This is a genomic window from Demequina iriomotensis (assembly GCF_000971395.1).
GTDB classification, from domain to species: Bacteria; Actinomycetota; Actinomycetes; order Actinomycetales; family Demequinaceae; genus Demequina; species Demequina iriomotensis.
Window position 1 is genome coordinate 92574 of the sequence record NZ_BBME01000011.1, and the last position, 15861, is coordinate 108434.

Genomic DNA, 15861 nt, shown 5'->3' on the forward strand with positions numbered 1-15861 from the left:
CGCATCGTCCATCCACCCTGCTACCGTGGTATGGAACCAGATGGTTCACCACGGAGCGCGGCGGCGCCGCGCGGGGCGGAGGAGACATGGTCGCGACGCTGGACGATGCGCTGAGCAGGACGTTCGCGGCGCTCGCCGATCCGACCCGGCGCGCGATCCTCGCGCGGCTCGCCGATGGCTCGGCCAACGTCGGCGACCTCGCGGAGCCCTTCGACATGAGCTTCGCGGCGGTCTCGAAGCACCTGCGCGTGCTCGAGGGTGCCGGGCTCGTCACGCGCGGCCGTGACGCGCAGTACCGCCCGGCCACGCTGGACGCCCGTCCGCTCGAGGCCGCCTCGGCGTGGATCTCGGACTACAGCCGCTTCTGGGGCGACAGCTTCGACGCGCTCGACGACTTCCTCGCCCACGCCGTGTCCGGCCGGCGGCCGGCCGCTGCCGAGCGCGACGGGGGTGCGCGATGACCGGCATCACGGACGAGGGCATCGAGATCGATCGCGACTTCGCGGCGCCGCCCGAGGCCGTGTTCGACGCGTGGGTGACCCGCGAGTCGTTCGCGCGGTGGTTCGGCGGCAAGGAGGTCGACGTCCCTCTGGATGAGCTCGACTATCGCGCCGAGGCTGGGCGTGCGTGGTCCGCGCTCATGGTGCTGCCGAACGGCCATGCGATCGCATGGGCGGGGGAGTTCCTCGAGGTCGAACGGCCGACGCGGTTGGTCATGACGCTCACGGATCGCCCCGAGGAGGCGGCGCGGGCGCGCCTGGTGATCACCCTCGAGCCGTCCGCGGCGGGCACGCGGATGCGGATGACGCAGGAGACGCCGGGGTTCACCACGGAGCAGCGCGAGGGTGTGCTGGCGGGCTGGCAGACCTTCATCGACGTCATCGCCGAGATCCTCGGGTGAGCGTCTCGGCCTCGCCCCTATTGCACCTTTTGGTTTTAAACCGTAAGGTTTAATACAGGGGTCGACGGAGTGGCCGCCGCCTCGTCCTGTGGGAGGAAGAACCATGCGCCAGCTCATCGTCACCGCATTCACCTCGGCCGACGGGGTCGCCGAGGGTCCGGGCCCCGAGCCCACCTTTGACAAGTCCGGATGGACGATGACCGCGGTCGACTTCGATCCCGCGATCTACGAGCTCAAGGGGCGCGAGCAGGACGAGGCGGCGGCCCTGCTGCTCGGCCGTCGCTCCTACGAGATGTTCGCCCCCGTCTGGCCGTCGATGGAGGAGTTCGCCGGGTACAACGCGATGCCGCGCTACGTCGTCTCGACCACTCGCGGCGGCGATGACGACCGGTGGCCGGCGACCATGCTCGCCTCGCTCGACGAGGTCGCCGCGCTCAAGGCTGGCGAAGGGGGTCCGATCATCGTGCACGGCAGCCTCGAGCTCGCCCAGGCGCTCGCCGACGCCGGCCTGGTCGACCGGTACCACCTGCTCGTCTTCCCGATCGTGCTCGGCGCGGGGAAGCGGCTGTTCGGGGAGTCCGCCGGCGATGCGGTGAAGCTGTCCGTGGTCGAGCACGAGGTGTACGCGAACGGCGTGCAGAAGCTCGTGTACGACGTCGTGCGCTGACGGTCCGTCAGCGCGGCGAGGCCGTCGTGGCGCGCAGCAGCGGCACGATCACGTCGTCGACGATGCCCTCGACGTCGGGAGCTTGACCCGCTCCGAAGACGAAGAGCACCTCGTTGCGCATGAGGGCGACGATCGCCCTGACCACCCGTGCGGGCGCCGGCGTCGGCCCCAGCTCGCCGGCCTCGCGCGCCCGGTCGAGGATCCCGCCCAGCCAGCCCTCGACCTGAGACATGACGAGCGCGCCCACCCGGGCGACCGTCGCATCGTCCACCTCGCCGATGACGCCGCGGAAGGTGGCGACGCCGTCGGCGCCGACACGCATGAGCATGCCGGAGATCAGCGCGACGAGGTCCTCGCGGAGCGGGCCCGCGAAGTCCGCGGGGGGCGTGGCGACGCGGCTCGAGACGAAGGCGTCGATCGCCATCGCGGCGCGCGTGGGGTAGCGACGGTAGAGGACCGGCTTGGAGGTGCCGGCGCGGCGCGCGACGCCTTCGAAGGTGAGGCCGGGGTAGCCGCGCTCGTGGAGCTCGTCCAGCACGGCGACGCGGATGGCGGACTCGAGCTCGCCGGCGCGGCGGCGGCGAGCGGGGGTGCCGGTCATCGTGCCTCCCTCTGCCGCCGGTGCGTCCGATGCACCCTATCGCGGCGATAAGGTACGGTACGTATCGTATCTAATTCGAGACGAGCCTGGAGGCCGCACATGTCCGCCACATCCGATACCGGCCAGAGCTGGAGGCCCGTGGTGGGCCTCGCGCTCGGCCTCGCGCTGCTCGTCAGCACGATGCTCGTCGCGTTCGGGCTGCCCGCCGTGAACTCCGCGCCGCGGGACCTGCCGATCGCCGTGGTCGCGCCCGCCGGGACCGCCGACCAGATGATCGGCGCGCTCGAGGCAGCCCAGCCGGGTGCCTTCGACGTGGCAGTCGCGGCGTCGCAGGAGGAGGCCGAGGCGATGATCCGCGAGCGCGAGGTCTACGGGGCCTTCATCCTGGGCGCCGACGGCCTCGAGGTCGACGTCGCCTCGGCCGCGAGCCCGACGGTCTCGGCCCTCCTCACGCAGGTCGGACAGGCGGCTGCCGCACAGCAGGGGAGCGTCGCGACCGTGAGCGACGTGGTCCCGACCACCGAGGACGACCCTCGCGGCATCGGCCTGTCCGCGGGCGCGCTGCCGATCGCGCTCGGCGGGTTCATCGCGGGCGTCGCGACCACGCTGCTCATCAGCGGCACGGGACGGCGCCTCGCGGCGATCGGCGGCTTCGCCGTGGTCGGCGGTCTCGCCATGACCTCGATCCTGCACTTCTGGTTCGGCACTCTCGCGGGAAGCTTCTGGGCCACGGCCGCCGCGGCGACGCTCGGCATCCTCGCGACCGGGCTGACCGTCCTGGGGCTCGAGAGCCTGCTGGGCAGGCCTGGCATCGGGGTGGGCGCGCTGCTGGTGGTGTTCCTGGGCAACCCGCTGTCGGGGCTGACCTCCGCGCCCGAGATGCTCCCGCAGCCGTGGGGCGTGATCGGCCAGCTGCTGCCGCCGGGCGCGACGGGCACGCTCCTGCGCAACGTCGCGTTCTTCGACGGCGCGGCGATCGCGCAGCCGGTGCTGGTGCTGGCGGGGTGGGCGGCGCTCGGCGCGCTGCTGCTCGGGCTGTCCGGTCTGCGCGCGCGGCGCGTCTCCGCAGCCGAGGCGGAGCCCGTCGTCGCGGCGTAGCCGCGCCTCGCTCGCGCCGGCCCGCGCCTCCCTCGTCGGGGGCGCGGGCCGCGTGCTGTCGCGCGCCCGGGGAGCCTAGGTCAGGGAATCTTGAGGTCGTGGGTCCAGATCAGGGCCTCGTGCAGGGAATCTTGAGATTTCGCCCCGCGGGCGGGGCGGGCAGGCCGAAGAGGAACTGGTGCGGCTGAAGCGACATGCGCGGTCCGGGTGGGGCCGCCGGTCGAGGCTCGACCTCAAGAACCCATGCGCCAGGCCGGGATCGACGCCCAGGATCTCAAGATCCCATGCGCCAAGTCGACAGGGGTGACAACCTCGCGTCCGGGTGGCGGTCGGCGAGGTGGCGGGGGTCTCGGGCGAGGTCCAGGGCGCGCACGGCGACCCGCGTGCGTCGCTGTCGTCCGATCGGGACCTCGGGCCGTAGAATGCACGCGTACCCGGGACCATGCAGGGCCGTCGCGGGTGCCCGCCGCCGTCCACGCCGACGGACCGCGTTGCCGCCGATCGAGCGAGCACGGTCCGCCACCCGCGTGTAGAGCTCGAGTCCCGGCGCGCGAGGAGTCAGCGTCCCTGTCAGGGGAGCGTGCCGCTTGCGCGGCGCGGAGTCGAGTAGGAGCCGCAGTGTCAGGAGCAGGGCAGAAGCGTTCCGGTCGCGCACGGACCGGTGGCACCACGCAGCGTCGCCGCACGTCGCGCCCGACCGAGCAGGGCCTCATCCCGCTGCTGGCAGGGATCGCTCGCGAGGTGGACCGGGCCGTGCAGAAGCCGCCGACGCGCGGCACCACCCGCACCAAGTTCCAGGTGGTGGGCCTGCTGGTGCGCGAGGAGCGCGCCCGCGTCAAGGCCGATCCCGAGCTCACCGTCGCGAAGCGCGACGAGGAGCTCAAGCGCCTCGATGGCCTCGCGACGATCCTCGCGAAGATCGCCGCGCGCGACACGTCGCTCCTCGCGCTGCTCGCGGAGGATGCGCGGGTCTCCGACGCCGCACGGAACTACAAGGCGACGGTGCTCGGCGCCGCCGGCCGCGACGTGCCCGACGAGCCCGAGACGCCTGCTCCCACCGCTCCCGCGCCCGGTGCGGAGAAGCAGGTGGTGCCGCAGTCCGCGGTCTCGTACCAGCTCGCGAACCCCTTCCTCGCGCCCAACTTCGCGTCCGCGGCCGACAGCGCCGTCGTGCGGCCTCGCAGGCTCGCGGGGTGGGAGCTGCTCGAGCCGCTCTTCCGGTCCTTCGAGCACGACACGACCGGCGTGCGCGCGTGCATGGACCTCCCCGAGCCCGGCGCCCTGGCGTCCGCGCGGGTCCGGCCCCCGCTCGGCCGCGAGCTCATGCCGCACCAGGCCCAGCTGGTCGCCGCCGCCGCGCGCGGCCACCGCACGTTCCTCCTCGCCGACGAGCCGGGCCTGGGCAAGACCGCCCAGGCGCTGCTCGCGGCCGAGGCCGCCGAGGCCTACCCCCTGCTCGTGGTCGCGCCCAACGTGGTGAAGACCAACTGGGCGCATGAGGTCGACCTCTGGATCCCGCATCGTCGGGCCTCGGTGGTGCACGGCGACGGAGACGAGGTCGACGCGTTCGCCGACGTGGTGATCGTCAACTACGAGATCCTCGACCGCCACGTCGGCTGGTTCGGGGACCTGGGCTTCCGCGGCATGGTGGTCGACGAGGCGCACTTCATCAAGAACAAGGGCTCGCAGCGCTCGCAGCACGTGCTGAGCCTGTCGGAGCGCATCCGACGCCGCCACGCGCGGCCGTTGCTCATGGCGCTCACCGGCACCCCCCTGATCAATGACATCGAGGACTTCCGGGCGATCTGGGAGCTGCTGGGCTGGATCGACGGCGACAAGCCGCTCGGCGCGCTCATGGAGTCGCTCGAGGACGCGGGGTTGATCCCGACGGATCGCGGCTTCTACGCCTCGGCGCGGGCGGCGGTCATCGACATGGGCATCGTCCGCCGCCGCAAGGCCGACGTCGCCAAGGACATCCCCGCCCGCCGTGTCGCGGACCTCCCCGTCGAGCTCGACGGACCGCTCGGGCGCAGCATCCGCGCCGCCGAGGCGGCGCTCGCGACGCGCATGGTCGAGAGCTACCGGCGCGCGATCGCCGCGCGCAAGGACGATGCGGCGGACGCCGAGGGCATCGACCTCGAGCTCGCGCGGCGCATCGCCGCGACCGAGCTCAAGGACGCGAGCGAGAAGTCGACCGGCGACAACGTGTTCACCATGGTGCGGCGCATCGGTCAGGCGAAGGCGTCGCTCGCCGCGGACTACACCGCGCAGCTCGCGCGCAACGTCGGCAAGGTGGTGTTCTTCGCCAAGCACGTCGACGTCATGGACCAGGCGGAGCAGATCTTCGCCGACCGTGGCATCAGGTACGCCTCGATCCGCGGTGACCAGACGCGTGCCGCGCGCGACCGCAACGTCACGGCGTTCCAGGAGGACCCCGAGGTCCAGGTCGCGGTGTGCTCGCTCATGGCCGCCGGCGTGGGGCTCAACCTGCAGGTCGCGTCGAACCTGGTGCTCGCCGAGCTGTCGTGGACCGACGCGGAGCAGACCCAGGCGATCGACCGCATCCACCGCATCGGCCAGTCCGAGCCGGTGACCGCGTGGCGCATCATCGCGGCGCAGACCATCGACGCGAAGATCGCCGAGCTCATCGACAGCAAGGCGGGGCTCGCCGCGGCGGCGCTCGACGGCGCCGAGGTCGAGGAGGGCGGCTCGTCCACCGACGTGCAGCTCGACGCGCTGGTCGCGCTGCTCGTGGACGCGCTCGCGGCGGAGGGGCTCGGGTAGCCCGACGGCGCATACCGCATGCATACCGCGGGCGCGCATGGTCGCCGGACCAGCACCGCCAGCGGAAGGAGCTCATCATGCGCGTGCTCGCCACGGTCGGCATCGCCGTCCTCATCCCTCTCGCCCTCGCGTCCCCGTCGGCCGCCAAGCCCGACGAGGTGGACGAGTCCACCCTGGTCCCCGCCCTCAGCGGCTCGTTCGTGCCGTGGGCATGTCACCTCACCTCGAGCGGTCCCGTGTGCAAGGGCGAGCGGCACCTGCACGGCGACTGGACGCTCGACGACGAGCCCGGTTGCGACGTGCCCGTGTACAACCGTCGCACCGAGGACCGCTACCAGACCCGCTACTACGGCCTGGACAACCTCGAGTACCACCGGCGGTTCCGCACGAACGACGTCGACGAGTACAGCACCTCCTCCACCGGTCCTGGGGGCGTGTCGATCCGCACCAACGTCCGTTGGACCGAGGAGTTCACCGTTCCGGGGGACGACTCGACCCTGTCGTACGTGGCCGACGGGGTCCACTGGAAGATCCAGGGGGCGACCGGCGCGCCCGTCTACATGGTGGTCGGCAGGATGGTGACGCCGTACGGCGGTGACACGACCTTCACCGGGCACGTCACCCAGGACGGCGTCACCACGCGGTATGTCGACGCGGCATTCGACGACTTCTTCGACGAGGACTGGTTCTTCTCCACGATCTGCGAGCTCGCGATCGCGGAGGGGTAGTCGCCCGGTGAGGTCAGGCGCGGTCGCGGCCGGGCGAGCGCTCGCGCACGCGCAGAGTGACGGCGTGCGCCTGGTCGAGCAGCACGCGGCCGATCGCGGGCTGGCGTGCGGGGGAGAAGCGCGACTCGACGCCGGTCGCGGACAGGGCCCACGCGGGACGGCCCGCCGCGTCGAAGATCGCGGCGGCCATCCCCCAGGACCCCTCGACGATCAGCCCGGGGTTGACCACGTAGCCGGCCGTGCGCGCCGCGGCCAGGCGCGCGCGCAACGGCTCGACGGCGTGCGACGCCCCCCAGGAAGGCGCGAGGTCGGTGCGCGTGAGATAGGCCTCGCGGTCGCGGTCGGGGAGCATCGCGAGCATCGCCAGCCCGGCGGAGGCGACCCCGAGCGGGAAGCGGATGCCCTCGTACAGCACGTGCGAGCGCAGCGGGAAGGCGCCCTCCTCGCGCAGCAGGCACACCGACTCGTCGCCGCGCCGCGCGGACAGGAACGCGCTCTCGCCTGTCACTCGCGCCACCTCCCGCACGGCATCGCGCGCGAGCTCCGTGATGTCGTAGCGGTCCGCAGCGACCGCACCGAGGATGTAGGCCTCGGGTCCGAGCACCCACCCCTCGGCCCCGGCGCGATCGACAAGGCCCTCGGCGGCGAGGGCGGAGAGCAGACGATGCGCGGTGGGGCGGGTGAGGCCGGTCGCCTCGGCGACGCGGGCGGTTGTCGCGGGCTCGCCTGCGCGGGCGCTCAGGGTGCGCAGCACGGCGCCCACGCGCGCCACCACCTGCGCTCCCTGCTCGGCCACGATCACCTCGCTGACGTCCACTTGGTGGACACCTTAGCCGCGGACGGCCACATCGTGCGCGTCGGTTGACCGTGATTCCCGCGTGCCGTTAGCGTCCCGGATATCCACGATGTGGGCGGACAACGAGGTCGGAGGAGCCATGGGGAAGCTGTACCCCAGCGCGGCGGACGCGGTGAGGGACGTGGTGCGCGACGGGCAGATCATCGCGGTGGGCGGCTTCGGGCTGAGCGGCAACCCCACGGGTCTGATCGAGGCGGTGCGCGACTCCGGCGCCCGCGACCTCACGATCGTGAGCAACAACATGGGCGTGGACGGCAAGGGGCTGGGCGTGCTCCTCGAGGCGGGCCAGGTGCGCAAGGTGGTCGCCAGCTATGTCGGGGAGAACCGGCTGTTCGCCGAGCAGTACCTCGCGGGGTCGCTCGAGGTGGAGTTCGCGCCGCAGGGCACGCTCGCCGAGCGGATGCGTGCCGGCGGCGCCGGCATCGCCGGCTTCTACACGCGCACCGGCGTGGGGACGCCGGTGGCGGAGGGCAAGCCCACCGCGACGTTCGAGGGCGTCGATTACGTGCTCGAGCGCGGCATCGTCGCGGACGTCGCCCTGGTGAAGGCGCACCGCGCGGACACCGCCGGGAACTTGCGCTACCGGTTCACGGCGCGCAACTTCAACCCGCTGGCCGCGATGAGCGGCCGCATCACGCTGGTCGAGGCCGAGCATGTGGACCCGCATCCTCTCGACCCCGACACGGTCGAGACGCCCGGGATCTTCGTGCAGCGCATCGTGCGCGCCGCGCCGCGGGTGAAGGACATCGAGCAGCGCACCGTGAGGGAGGCCTGACATGGCGTGGACCCGGGAGGAGATGGCGGCGGTGGCCGCCGAGGAGCTGCGGGACGGGCAGTACGTGAACCTGGGCATCGGGATCCCGACGCTCGTCGCCAACCACCTGCCGCCGGGCGTCACCGTGACGCTGCAGAGCGAGAACGGGATGCTGGGCATGGGGCCGTTCCCGCTCGCCGGCGACGAGGACGCCGACCTCATCAACGCCGGCAAGCAGACGGTGACCGTCATGCCCGGCGGCAGCTTCTTCGACTCTGCGACGTCCTTTGCGATGATCCGCGGCGGGCACGTCGACGCCGCCATCCTGGGCGCGCTCCAGGTCTCGCAGCACGGGGACCTGGCGAACTGGACCGTGCCGGGCAAGCTGGTCAAGGGCATGGGCGGCGCGATGGACCTGGTCGCCGGCACGCGTCGGGTGGTGGTCATCACCGATCACGTGGCGAAGGACGGGACCCCCAAGATCGTCGAGGAGTGCAGCCTGCCCCTCACCGGCGTCGGGGTGGTCGACCGCATCGTCACCGACCTGTGCGTGCTCGACATCGACGCGGCAGGACTGGTGCTGCGACGCCTCGCGCCGGGCGTCACGCTCGCCGAGGTGGCCGCCGCGACCGGGGCGCCGGTGCGCATCGAGGACGGGGAGGCGGCATGAGCGTCGTGATCGCGGGCTACGCCCGCACGCCTTTCGTGAGGTACTGCGGCGCGTTCGCCCGCATCCCCGCGACCGCGCTGGGCGCCCACGCCGCGGCGGCGGCGCTCGCGCGCGCCGGGATCGCCGCCGACCGCGTCGACATGGTGGTCGCCGGCCAGGTGCTCCAGGCGGGTGCGGGGCAGAACCCCGCTCGCCAGACCGCCGTCGCGGCGGGCGTGCCGATGACGGTGCCGGCGTCCACGCTCAACGCCGTCTGCCTGTCGGGCACCGAGGCCGTGGCGCAGGGCGCGCGCCTCATCGCGGCGGGCGAGGCGGAGGTGGTGCTCGCGATCGGGCAGGAGTCGATGTCGCTCGCACCCCACGCGTACGTCGGCTCACGCCAGGGCGCGCGCTACGGCGCGATCGAGATGCTCGACACCATGGCGCACGACGGCCTCACGGACGCGTTCGAGCATCGTGCGATGGGCGCCTCCACGGAGGAGCACTCCGAGCGGTATGCGCTCACGCGGGAGGAGCAGGACGCGTGGGCCGCGGAGTCCCACCGGCGCCTGGTCGAAGCCGCCGCGTTCCAAGCCGAGGAGATCGCGCCCCTCACGCCGCCGCGGGCGGACGATGCGGTGGCGGCCGACGATGGCGTCCGGCCCGGCACGACCGTGGCGTCGCTCGCGACGCTGCGCCCGGCCTTCGGCGGCCGCGGCACCATCACCGCGGGCAACGCGTCGCAGATCTCCGACGGCGCGGCCGCGATCGTGCTCGCGCGCGAGGGCCTGGTCGCCGCGCCGCTCGCGCGGGTGCTGTCGTGGGCGCTCGTCGCAGGCCCGGACGTGTCGCTGCACACCCAGCCGGCCAACGCCGCGCGCGCGGCGCTCGTGCGGGCGGGACGGCGGGTGGAGGAGGTCGCCGCGTTCGAGCTGTCGGAGGCGTTCGCGGCCGTCTCGCTCGCGTCGACCAGGGCGCTCGGCGTGGATCCCGCCCTCGTCAACCGCCACGGCGGCGCGATCGCGCTCGGCCACCCCATCGGTGCCTCGGGCACGCGCCTGGTGGGAACCGTGGCGCGCAGCGCGGCGCTGTCGGGTCCCGGCGCGCTCGGCGTCGCCGCGATCTGCGGGGGCGGGGGGCAGGGCTCGGCCGTGGTGGTCGAGGCGCTGTGACCGGGCGCGGCCGCCGCCGCGCGTCGAGCGGCTACGCGGCGCCGTCGCCTCCGCCGTCGGCCGGCCTGACCGCGCCGCCGCCCAGCTCGACCGGCACGAGGATCGGGCGCTCCTGGGGAGTGTCGTTGGGGGAGTGGATCACCAGGTAATCCGCTCCTGCGGAGGTACGGAGCAGCATCCCGTGGCCGCCGTCGCGCGACCACACGAGCGCGGTGCTCTGTTCCCAGGGTCCGAGGATCCCTCCCGACGAGGTCGCCTGGCCGAGCGAGTAGCCGTCGTCGCCGAAGCTGGACCAGAGCATCGTGAGGATGCCGTCGGTGCGGACCACGAACGGCCCGTCGGTGAGGAGGGGATCCTCGGCGAGGCCGAGCTCCGCCGCGGACGGCCCGTCCGCGGCGAACCGCACCGGACGGGTCCATGCCGCGTCGGAGGCGTGGAACAGCACCTGCGGTGCGTCGGCCGGGCCACGCAGGTCCTGTGTGAGCCGCATCGCGTGCATCGCGCCGTCGGCCGCGTCGTCGTCGCAGGCGCCGTTGGTCTCCGCGCCCCGGCTGTAGACCAGCCATGGCAGGCCGGCGTCGTCGACGTGCAGCGTGCCGTCGAGGCTCGGGGTGTCCCGGGGCGTGACGGGCCCGTCGCTCCACGGTTCGAACGGTCCCGTGGGGGCGTCCGCGGCGAGGATGCCGACGCCGCGCACGCCCGTGATCGCGTGCAGGAAGGTGGCGATGAGGTACCAGCGGCCGCCATGCCGGTGGACCTCGGGCGCCCAGAACTGGGACGTCGACCAGAAGCCGGCGCGTGGGCGGAACGCCGCGACGGGGCCGTGCCAGGTCTCGAGGTCGTCGCTGGTGTAGCAGTCGAAGCCGGTCGCCGGGCCGCGCCAGATGTTCGCGTCCGTGGTGCCGTAGAGCACGTACGAGCCGGGGGAGGGCTCGACGATGAACGGATCGCGCATGGGGATGTCGCCGAGGCGGTGGGTGGTGGTCATAAGTCTCCTCCGGTCCGTAGGGCGGGCGGCGGCCGAGGGCGCGGTCGGGCCAGCGCGGGGTGATGTCGTGCGTATGCGTGAGGCGGGCGCGGGCGCGCCGGGGCGGTGCCGCCTAGAGGTCGAGGTCGGCGACGCGGGTGAGCTCGAGGCGCACCGAGCCCACGAGGTCGACGGCGTCGGGGTCGAGCAGCCACTGCGGGTCCAGCCCCTCGCGCAGGCCCGCGATCTGCTGCGCCGCGTGGGGGATCTGCTCCCGGGGGATCCGCAGCCGACCCTGCGAGGCGAGGTCCTCGAGCGCCGCGATCGCGTGGCGACGCACCTCGCCGAACCAGCGGCGCATGTAGCCGTGCGCCGGGTGCGCAGGCGAGAGCGACTCTGCCGTGATCATCCGGAACATGCGGGTCTCGGAGTGGTCCACGCCGCGCGCGACGTCGCGCTCGGCGAGCGCGATGAAGCCGAGCATGAAGTGCATGCCGTCACGGTCGTCGAGGTTGAACTCGGCGCCCGCGCGTCCCACCGATCGGTCGAGCACCGCCTCGAGCAGGGCCGTCTTGTCGGGGAAGTGGTGCAGCACGCCTGTGTGGGACAACCCGGCGCGGCCGGCGATCTCGCGTACCGAGGTGCCGTTGAACCCCTTGTCGCCGAAGGCCTCCACGGCGGCGTCGAGGATCGCCTCGCGACGCTCCGCGGATGCGGTCGCCTGGCGGTTCTCGCGGCGTCGCACCTCGACATCATCGGTCAGCGGCATCTGGGACCTCCTCGCGTTCACATTAGCCCCCGGGGACGATGCCCGGCACGCGCCGTGCTGGCGGCCTGCCGGGCATCGTGCCTGGTTCAGCGGACCCCGCGGATGGGGATGATGAGCAGCGCGCCGATCGCGCCGGCGACGGCGGCGGCGAGGAAGAACACCGTGAAGTTCTGCGGGTTCTCGGCGCTCGCGCCGATCGCCAGGAGCGTCGGCGCCACGGCCGGGACCAGGATGTTCGGCAGCGAGTTGGCGAGGTTCATGATGCCCAGGTCCTTCGCCGCGGTCTCGGGGTCCGGCAGCACCTGCGTGATGAGCGCGAAGTCCACCGCGAGGTAGATGCCCTGGCCGATGCCCATGACGACGAGCGCCCACAGGAAGCTCTCGAACGAGTGCGCGGCGACGATGAGCCCGAGGCCCACCGTGAAGATGAGCGCCGAGGCCACGACGAACGGCTTGCGGCGCCCGACCTTGTCGGAGAGGCGGCCGGCGATGTTCGCGATGATGAAGGCGAGGCCGCCGGAGAGCAGGTTCGCGAGGAACATCTTGCCCGCGACGTCGATGGGGTCGATGTGCAGGCTGAGGATCAGGTAGAGCGCCATGTAGGCGTTGACCGCGGCGATCGCGCAGAACACCGCGAAGCGGCTCGCGAAGGCGAGCGCATAGCTCGGGTGACGGCGCGGGCTGACCCAGAACGTGCTGACGATCTCGCGGGCGTCGAGCGGGTGGCGCTGGCTCGCGTCGATCGGCTGGTCGCGCAGAACGGCGGCGAAGGCGAGCAGCGCGATCGCGCACAGTGCTGCGGGCACCATGATCATGAGCGCGAGGTTGGGCGAGAACAGGGAACCGATCCACAGGCCGACCACGACGCCGGCCGCGCCGGCGACCCCGAAGAGCGCCGAGGCGGGACCGCGACGCTCCGGGGCGAACTGGTCGGGCACGGACGCGCCGAGCGCGGTGAACGCCGCGATCTGGCCCAGGTTCATGGTGACCCAGCCGGCGGTGAGCACGGGGGTCGAGGTGGCGATCAGGACGAGCGTCGCACCGGCGAGCATGAGCACGGCGCCCGCGATGAGGTACGGACGGCGGCGGCCGAGCCGCGACGTGGTGCGGTCGCTCAGGCGGCCCGCGATCGGGAAGGCGATGAGCGCGGCGATGCCGGCGCCCAGGCTCGCGACGGAGACGATCGTGGTCGCGTTGTCGGCGTCGATCGCGTTGGCCTGCAGCGGCATCGTGAGGATCCCGACGGACAGGAGCGACGCCATCAGGAGGATCGCTGCGAGACCGAGGGAGATGAGGAAGCCGGAGCCGGGATTGCGGAACGCGGGGACCGCGGCGGCGCCGGAGGGCTCCGCGGTGTCCGCGTCGGTGTGCTGCAGGGTCATCGTCATGCACCTTTGCTGATCGAGGGGCTCTCCGTCGAGCCCGGTGAGGGGGACCGTAACAACGCGACCGACCACTTGTAAAGTCAACACGTTCCATGTGGTAGAACTGGACCGTCGCCCACGTCGAGGAGGACCCGCGATGACCGTCAGCACGTCCGTGTCGCGCCGCGAGGGCGTGACCGCGCTCGCGGGCGCCGCCTGGATCGCCCCGCACGAGCCCGTGATCGCACCGGCGGGCGAGCGCCCCGCCCACCTGCTGCGCGCATCGTTCACCGTCGCGCCTGGCGGCGGCGGGCTGCGCCTGGTCGCGACGGCGCACGGCGTCTACGAGGCCTTCCTCAACGGTGTGCGCGTCGGCGACGAGGAGCTCGAGCCCGGCTTCACGGCCTACCGCAAGCGTCTCGAGGTGCGGACGTACGACGTCGCGTCGCTGGTCCGCGAGGGCGAGAACACCCTGGTGTTCCTGCTGTCAGACGGGTGGTTCCGCGGCCGCCACGGCTTCCAGCGGCGCGCCGACGGGTTCGGGGGCGCCACCGCGCTGGTCGCGGCCGTCGTCGGGGACGATGCGGTGCTCGCCGCGACCGGCGCCGGCTGGGAATCGCGCCCGAGCCACGTCACGCGCGCCGACCTCATGGACGGCCAGGCCGTGGACCTGCGCCTGCGGGACGATGCGTGGTTCACGGGCGGCGGCGAGGGTTGGGCGCCCGTGGTGGAGCCCGACGATGCGCTGCTCGCCGACCGTGCGCGCCTGGTCCCCGCCGAGGGGCCCCGCGTGCGCCGCACCGAGGAGATCGCGCCCGTCGCGATCGCCATCCCGCGACCCGGCACCGCCGTGATCGATCTCGGCCAGGAGATCAACGGCTGGATGCGCCTGACGGAGCTGGGCGCCGCGGGCACACGCCTGACGCTCACGCACGGAGAAGCGCTCGACGCGGACGGGCTCGTCACGCTCGAGCACCTGCGCGCCTTCAACTTCGCGACGCGCGCGCTGCTTCCGGCGGGCCAGGTCGACGAGGTGACCTCGGCGGGCCGTCCCGGCGACGTGTTCGAGCCGCGGCACACCACGCACGGCTTCCGCTACGTCCAGGTCGACGGCGTTCCCGACGGGCTGTCGCTCGACGGCGCGCTCGGGGTGATGGTCGAGAGCGACCTCGAGCGCACGGGCGAGTTCGCGTGCTCCGACCCGCGCCTCGAGCGCCTCCACGAGGCGGTGCGGTGGAGCCTGCGCGGCAACGCGTGCGCCGTCCCGACGGACTGTCCCCAGCGCGAGCGGTCGGGTTTCACCGGGGACTGGCAGATCTTCGTGGCCGCCGGTGCGCTGCTCGCGGATGTCGAGGACTTCTCGCGGCGCTGGCTGCGCGACCTCGCGGCCGACCAGTGGGCCGACGGCCGCATCCCCACCGTGGTGCCCAACCCTCCCGGCGACCGGCCCTCGGGCGACGCGTTCGAGGACATGTCCGCTGGCTCGGCCGGCTGGGGCGACGCCGCCGCGATCGTGCCGTGGGAGCTGTGGCGCGCGTACGGCTCCGTGGACGGGCTGCGCGAGGCGCTGCCGGCCGCGCTCGCGTGGGTGCGGTACGCCGCCGCCCGTGCCGCCGCGGGCCGCCACCCCGACCGCGCCGCCGCCCGGCCCGAGGCCGCGCCGCACGAGCGGTACCTGTGGGACACCGGCTTCCACTTCGGCGAGTGGCTCGAGCCCGACGTCCCGCCGCGCCCCGACCCGGCCGTCGACCACGGCATCGTCGCCACCGCGTTCCTGCATCGCTCGGCCCACCTGACGGCCCTCATCGCGGGAATCGTAGGGGAGCACGATGCGGCCGTCGAGTGCCGCGCCGTCGCGGACGGTGCGCTCGAGGCGTGGCGCGCCGAGTACCTGCGGCCCGACGGGACGCTCACCGAGGAACGGCAGGCGCACTACGTGCGCGGGCTCGCGTTCGGGCTGGTGCCGGAGGGGTTGCGCGCGGCCTCAGCGGCCCGGCTCGCGGAGCTGATCGAGCGCGCGGGCGGGCACCTCGGCACCGGCTTCCTCGCGACGGGACAGCTGCTGCCCGCGCTCGCCGACCACGGCCAGGCCGCGCTCGCGCATCGGCTCCTGCTGTCGACGGGACACCCGTCGTGGCTCGGGATGCTCGACGCCGGCGCCACCGCGATGTGGGAGCGGTGGGATGCGGTCACGGAGGACGGCGCCGTGCACGGCTCGCTCAACCACTACTCCAAGGGCGCCGTGGTCGCCTTCCTTCACACGCACGTGGCCGGGCTGCGCCTGCCCGCCGAGCCCGCGCCCGGCGAGGAGGCGTACAACCGCGTCGTCATCGAGCCCGTGCCCGGGGCGCTCACGTGGGCGCGCAGCCGCCAGCTCACCCGTCGGGGCACGATCGAGGTCGAGTGGCGGATCGCGGACGGGCGCTTCGAGCTCGCCGTCGACCTCCCTGCTGGGACGGAGGCCGAGATCCGGCTGCCGGACGGTGCCGTCCACGCGGTACGGGGCGGCGCGCACACCTTCGCGTGCCCTGACTCGCGCTGACGGCGCCCG

At 73.2% G+C, this 15861-nt stretch carries 15 protein-coding genes; 10 read left to right on the forward strand and 5 right to left on the reverse strand.

Going from position 1 to position 15861, the window contains the following annotated elements; genetic code table 11:
• Window positions 1-86: 86 nt before the first annotated feature.
• The 3 genes from AOM09_RS05670 to AOM09_RS05680 all read left to right on the forward strand — a co-directional run bounded on the left by AOM09_RS05670 (window position 87) and on the right by AOM09_RS05680 (window position 1568).
• Window positions 87-461, forward strand: a complete 375-nt coding sequence (locus AOM09_RS05670; RefSeq protein WP_062385500.1) for an ArsR/SmtB family transcription factor — start codon at window positions 87-89, stop codon at window positions 459-461.
• On the forward strand, window positions 458-901 hold the full coding sequence (locus AOM09_RS05675) for an SRPBCC family protein (protein ID WP_062385501.1): 444 nt from the start codon (window positions 458-460) through the stop codon (window positions 899-901). Before AOM09_RS05670 ends, AOM09_RS05675 begins: the two co-directional genes overlap by 4 nt.
• Window positions 902-1004: 103 nt before the next feature.
• Entirely contained in the window at window positions 1005-1568 is a 564-nt protein-coding gene (locus AOM09_RS05680; RefSeq protein ID WP_062385503.1) for a dihydrofolate reductase family protein, read from the forward strand.
• A 7-nt stretch (window positions 1569-1575) separates the two neighbouring features.
• Here the strand turns inward: AOM09_RS05680 and AOM09_RS05685 are convergent, their stop codons facing one another.
• Complete coding sequence (locus AOM09_RS05685) at window positions 1576-2169, reverse strand: TetR/AcrR family transcriptional regulator (protein ID WP_062385505.1); 594 nt, start codon at window positions 2167-2169, stop codon at window positions 1576-1578.
• Window positions 2170-2268: 99 nt separating this feature from the next.
• Between AOM09_RS05685 and AOM09_RS05690 the strand changes: the two genes are divergently transcribed.
• From AOM09_RS05690 to AOM09_RS05700, 3 genes are all read left to right on the forward strand, one after another.
• Entirely contained in the window at window positions 2269-3267 is a 999-nt protein-coding gene (locus tag AOM09_RS05690; RefSeq protein WP_156162255.1) for an ABC transporter permease, read from the forward strand.
• 618 nt (window positions 3268-3885) lie between these two features.
• Window positions 3886-6051, forward strand: a complete 2166-nt coding sequence (locus AOM09_RS05695) for a DEAD/DEAH box helicase (protein ID WP_062385509.1) — start codon at window positions 3886-3888, stop codon at window positions 6049-6051.
• 77 nt (window positions 6052-6128) lie between these two features.
• Window positions 6129-6779, forward strand: a complete 651-nt coding sequence (locus AOM09_RS05700) for a hypothetical protein (RefSeq protein ID WP_062385511.1) — start codon at window positions 6129-6131, stop codon at window positions 6777-6779.
• Between the two features lie 13 nt (window positions 6780-6792).
• On the opposite strand, the gene AOM09_RS05705 is transcribed toward AOM09_RS05700, so the two are convergent.
• Window positions 6793-7596, reverse strand: coding sequence for an IclR family transcriptional regulator (locus AOM09_RS05705; protein WP_228375071.1), 804 nt, complete (start codon window positions 7594-7596; stop codon window positions 6793-6795).
• A 118-nt stretch (window positions 7597-7714) separates the two neighbouring features.
• Here AOM09_RS05705 and AOM09_RS05710 point away from each other — a divergent pair, with 118 nt between their 5' ends.
• Genes AOM09_RS05710 through AOM09_RS05720 form a run of 3 tightly spaced genes read left to right on the forward strand, consistent with a single transcriptional unit; the run spans window position 7715 to window position 10210 of the window.
• The gene (locus tag AOM09_RS05710) at window positions 7715-8410 is read left to right on the forward strand and encodes a CoA transferase subunit A (protein WP_062385513.1); all 696 of its coding nucleotides are present in this window, start codon (window positions 7715-7717) and stop codon (window positions 8408-8410) included.
• 1 nt (window position 8411) lies between these two features.
• Window positions 8412-9059 (forward strand): 3-oxoacid CoA-transferase subunit B, encoded by a 648-nt coding sequence (locus AOM09_RS05715; protein WP_062385515.1) that lies wholly within the window; start codon window positions 8412-8414, stop codon window positions 9057-9059.
• Window positions 9056-10210, forward strand: coding sequence for an acetyl-CoA C-acyltransferase (locus AOM09_RS05720; protein ID WP_062385517.1), 1155 nt, complete (start codon window positions 9056-9058; stop codon window positions 10208-10210). The genes AOM09_RS05715 and AOM09_RS05720 overlap by 4 nt, the downstream gene beginning before the upstream one ends.
• A 31-nt stretch (window positions 10211-10241) precedes the next feature.
• On the opposite strand, the gene AOM09_RS05725 is transcribed toward AOM09_RS05720, so the two are convergent.
• The 3 genes from AOM09_RS05725 to AOM09_RS05735 all read right to left on the reverse strand — a co-directional run bounded on the left by AOM09_RS05725 (window position 10242) and on the right by AOM09_RS05735 (window position 13328).
• Window positions 10242-11198 carry a glycoside hydrolase family 43 protein gene (locus AOM09_RS05725; protein WP_228375072.1) on the reverse strand — a complete coding sequence of 319 codons (957 nt, stop codon included), beginning with the start codon at window positions 11196-11198 and terminating at the stop codon, window positions 10242-10244.
• Between the two features lie 112 nt (window positions 11199-11310).
• Window positions 11311-11946: a TetR/AcrR family transcriptional regulator gene (locus AOM09_RS05730; protein WP_062385519.1), complete on the reverse strand. Its 636-nt coding sequence runs from the start codon at window positions 11944-11946 to the stop codon at window positions 11311-11313.
• 86 nt (window positions 11947-12032) lie between these two features.
• A complete protein-coding gene (locus tag AOM09_RS05735) occupies window positions 12033-13328 on the reverse strand; it encodes an MFS transporter (protein ID WP_169747622.1) in 1296 nt (431 codons plus the stop codon).
• A 139-nt stretch (window positions 13329-13467) separates the two neighbouring features.
• On the opposite strand from AOM09_RS05735, the gene AOM09_RS05740 reads away from it, so the two are divergent.
• Window positions 13468-15852, forward strand: a complete 2385-nt coding sequence (locus AOM09_RS05740) for an alpha-L-rhamnosidase (protein WP_062385524.1) — start codon at window positions 13468-13470, stop codon at window positions 15850-15852.
• The last annotated feature ends 9 nt before the right edge of the window (window positions 15853-15861 follow it).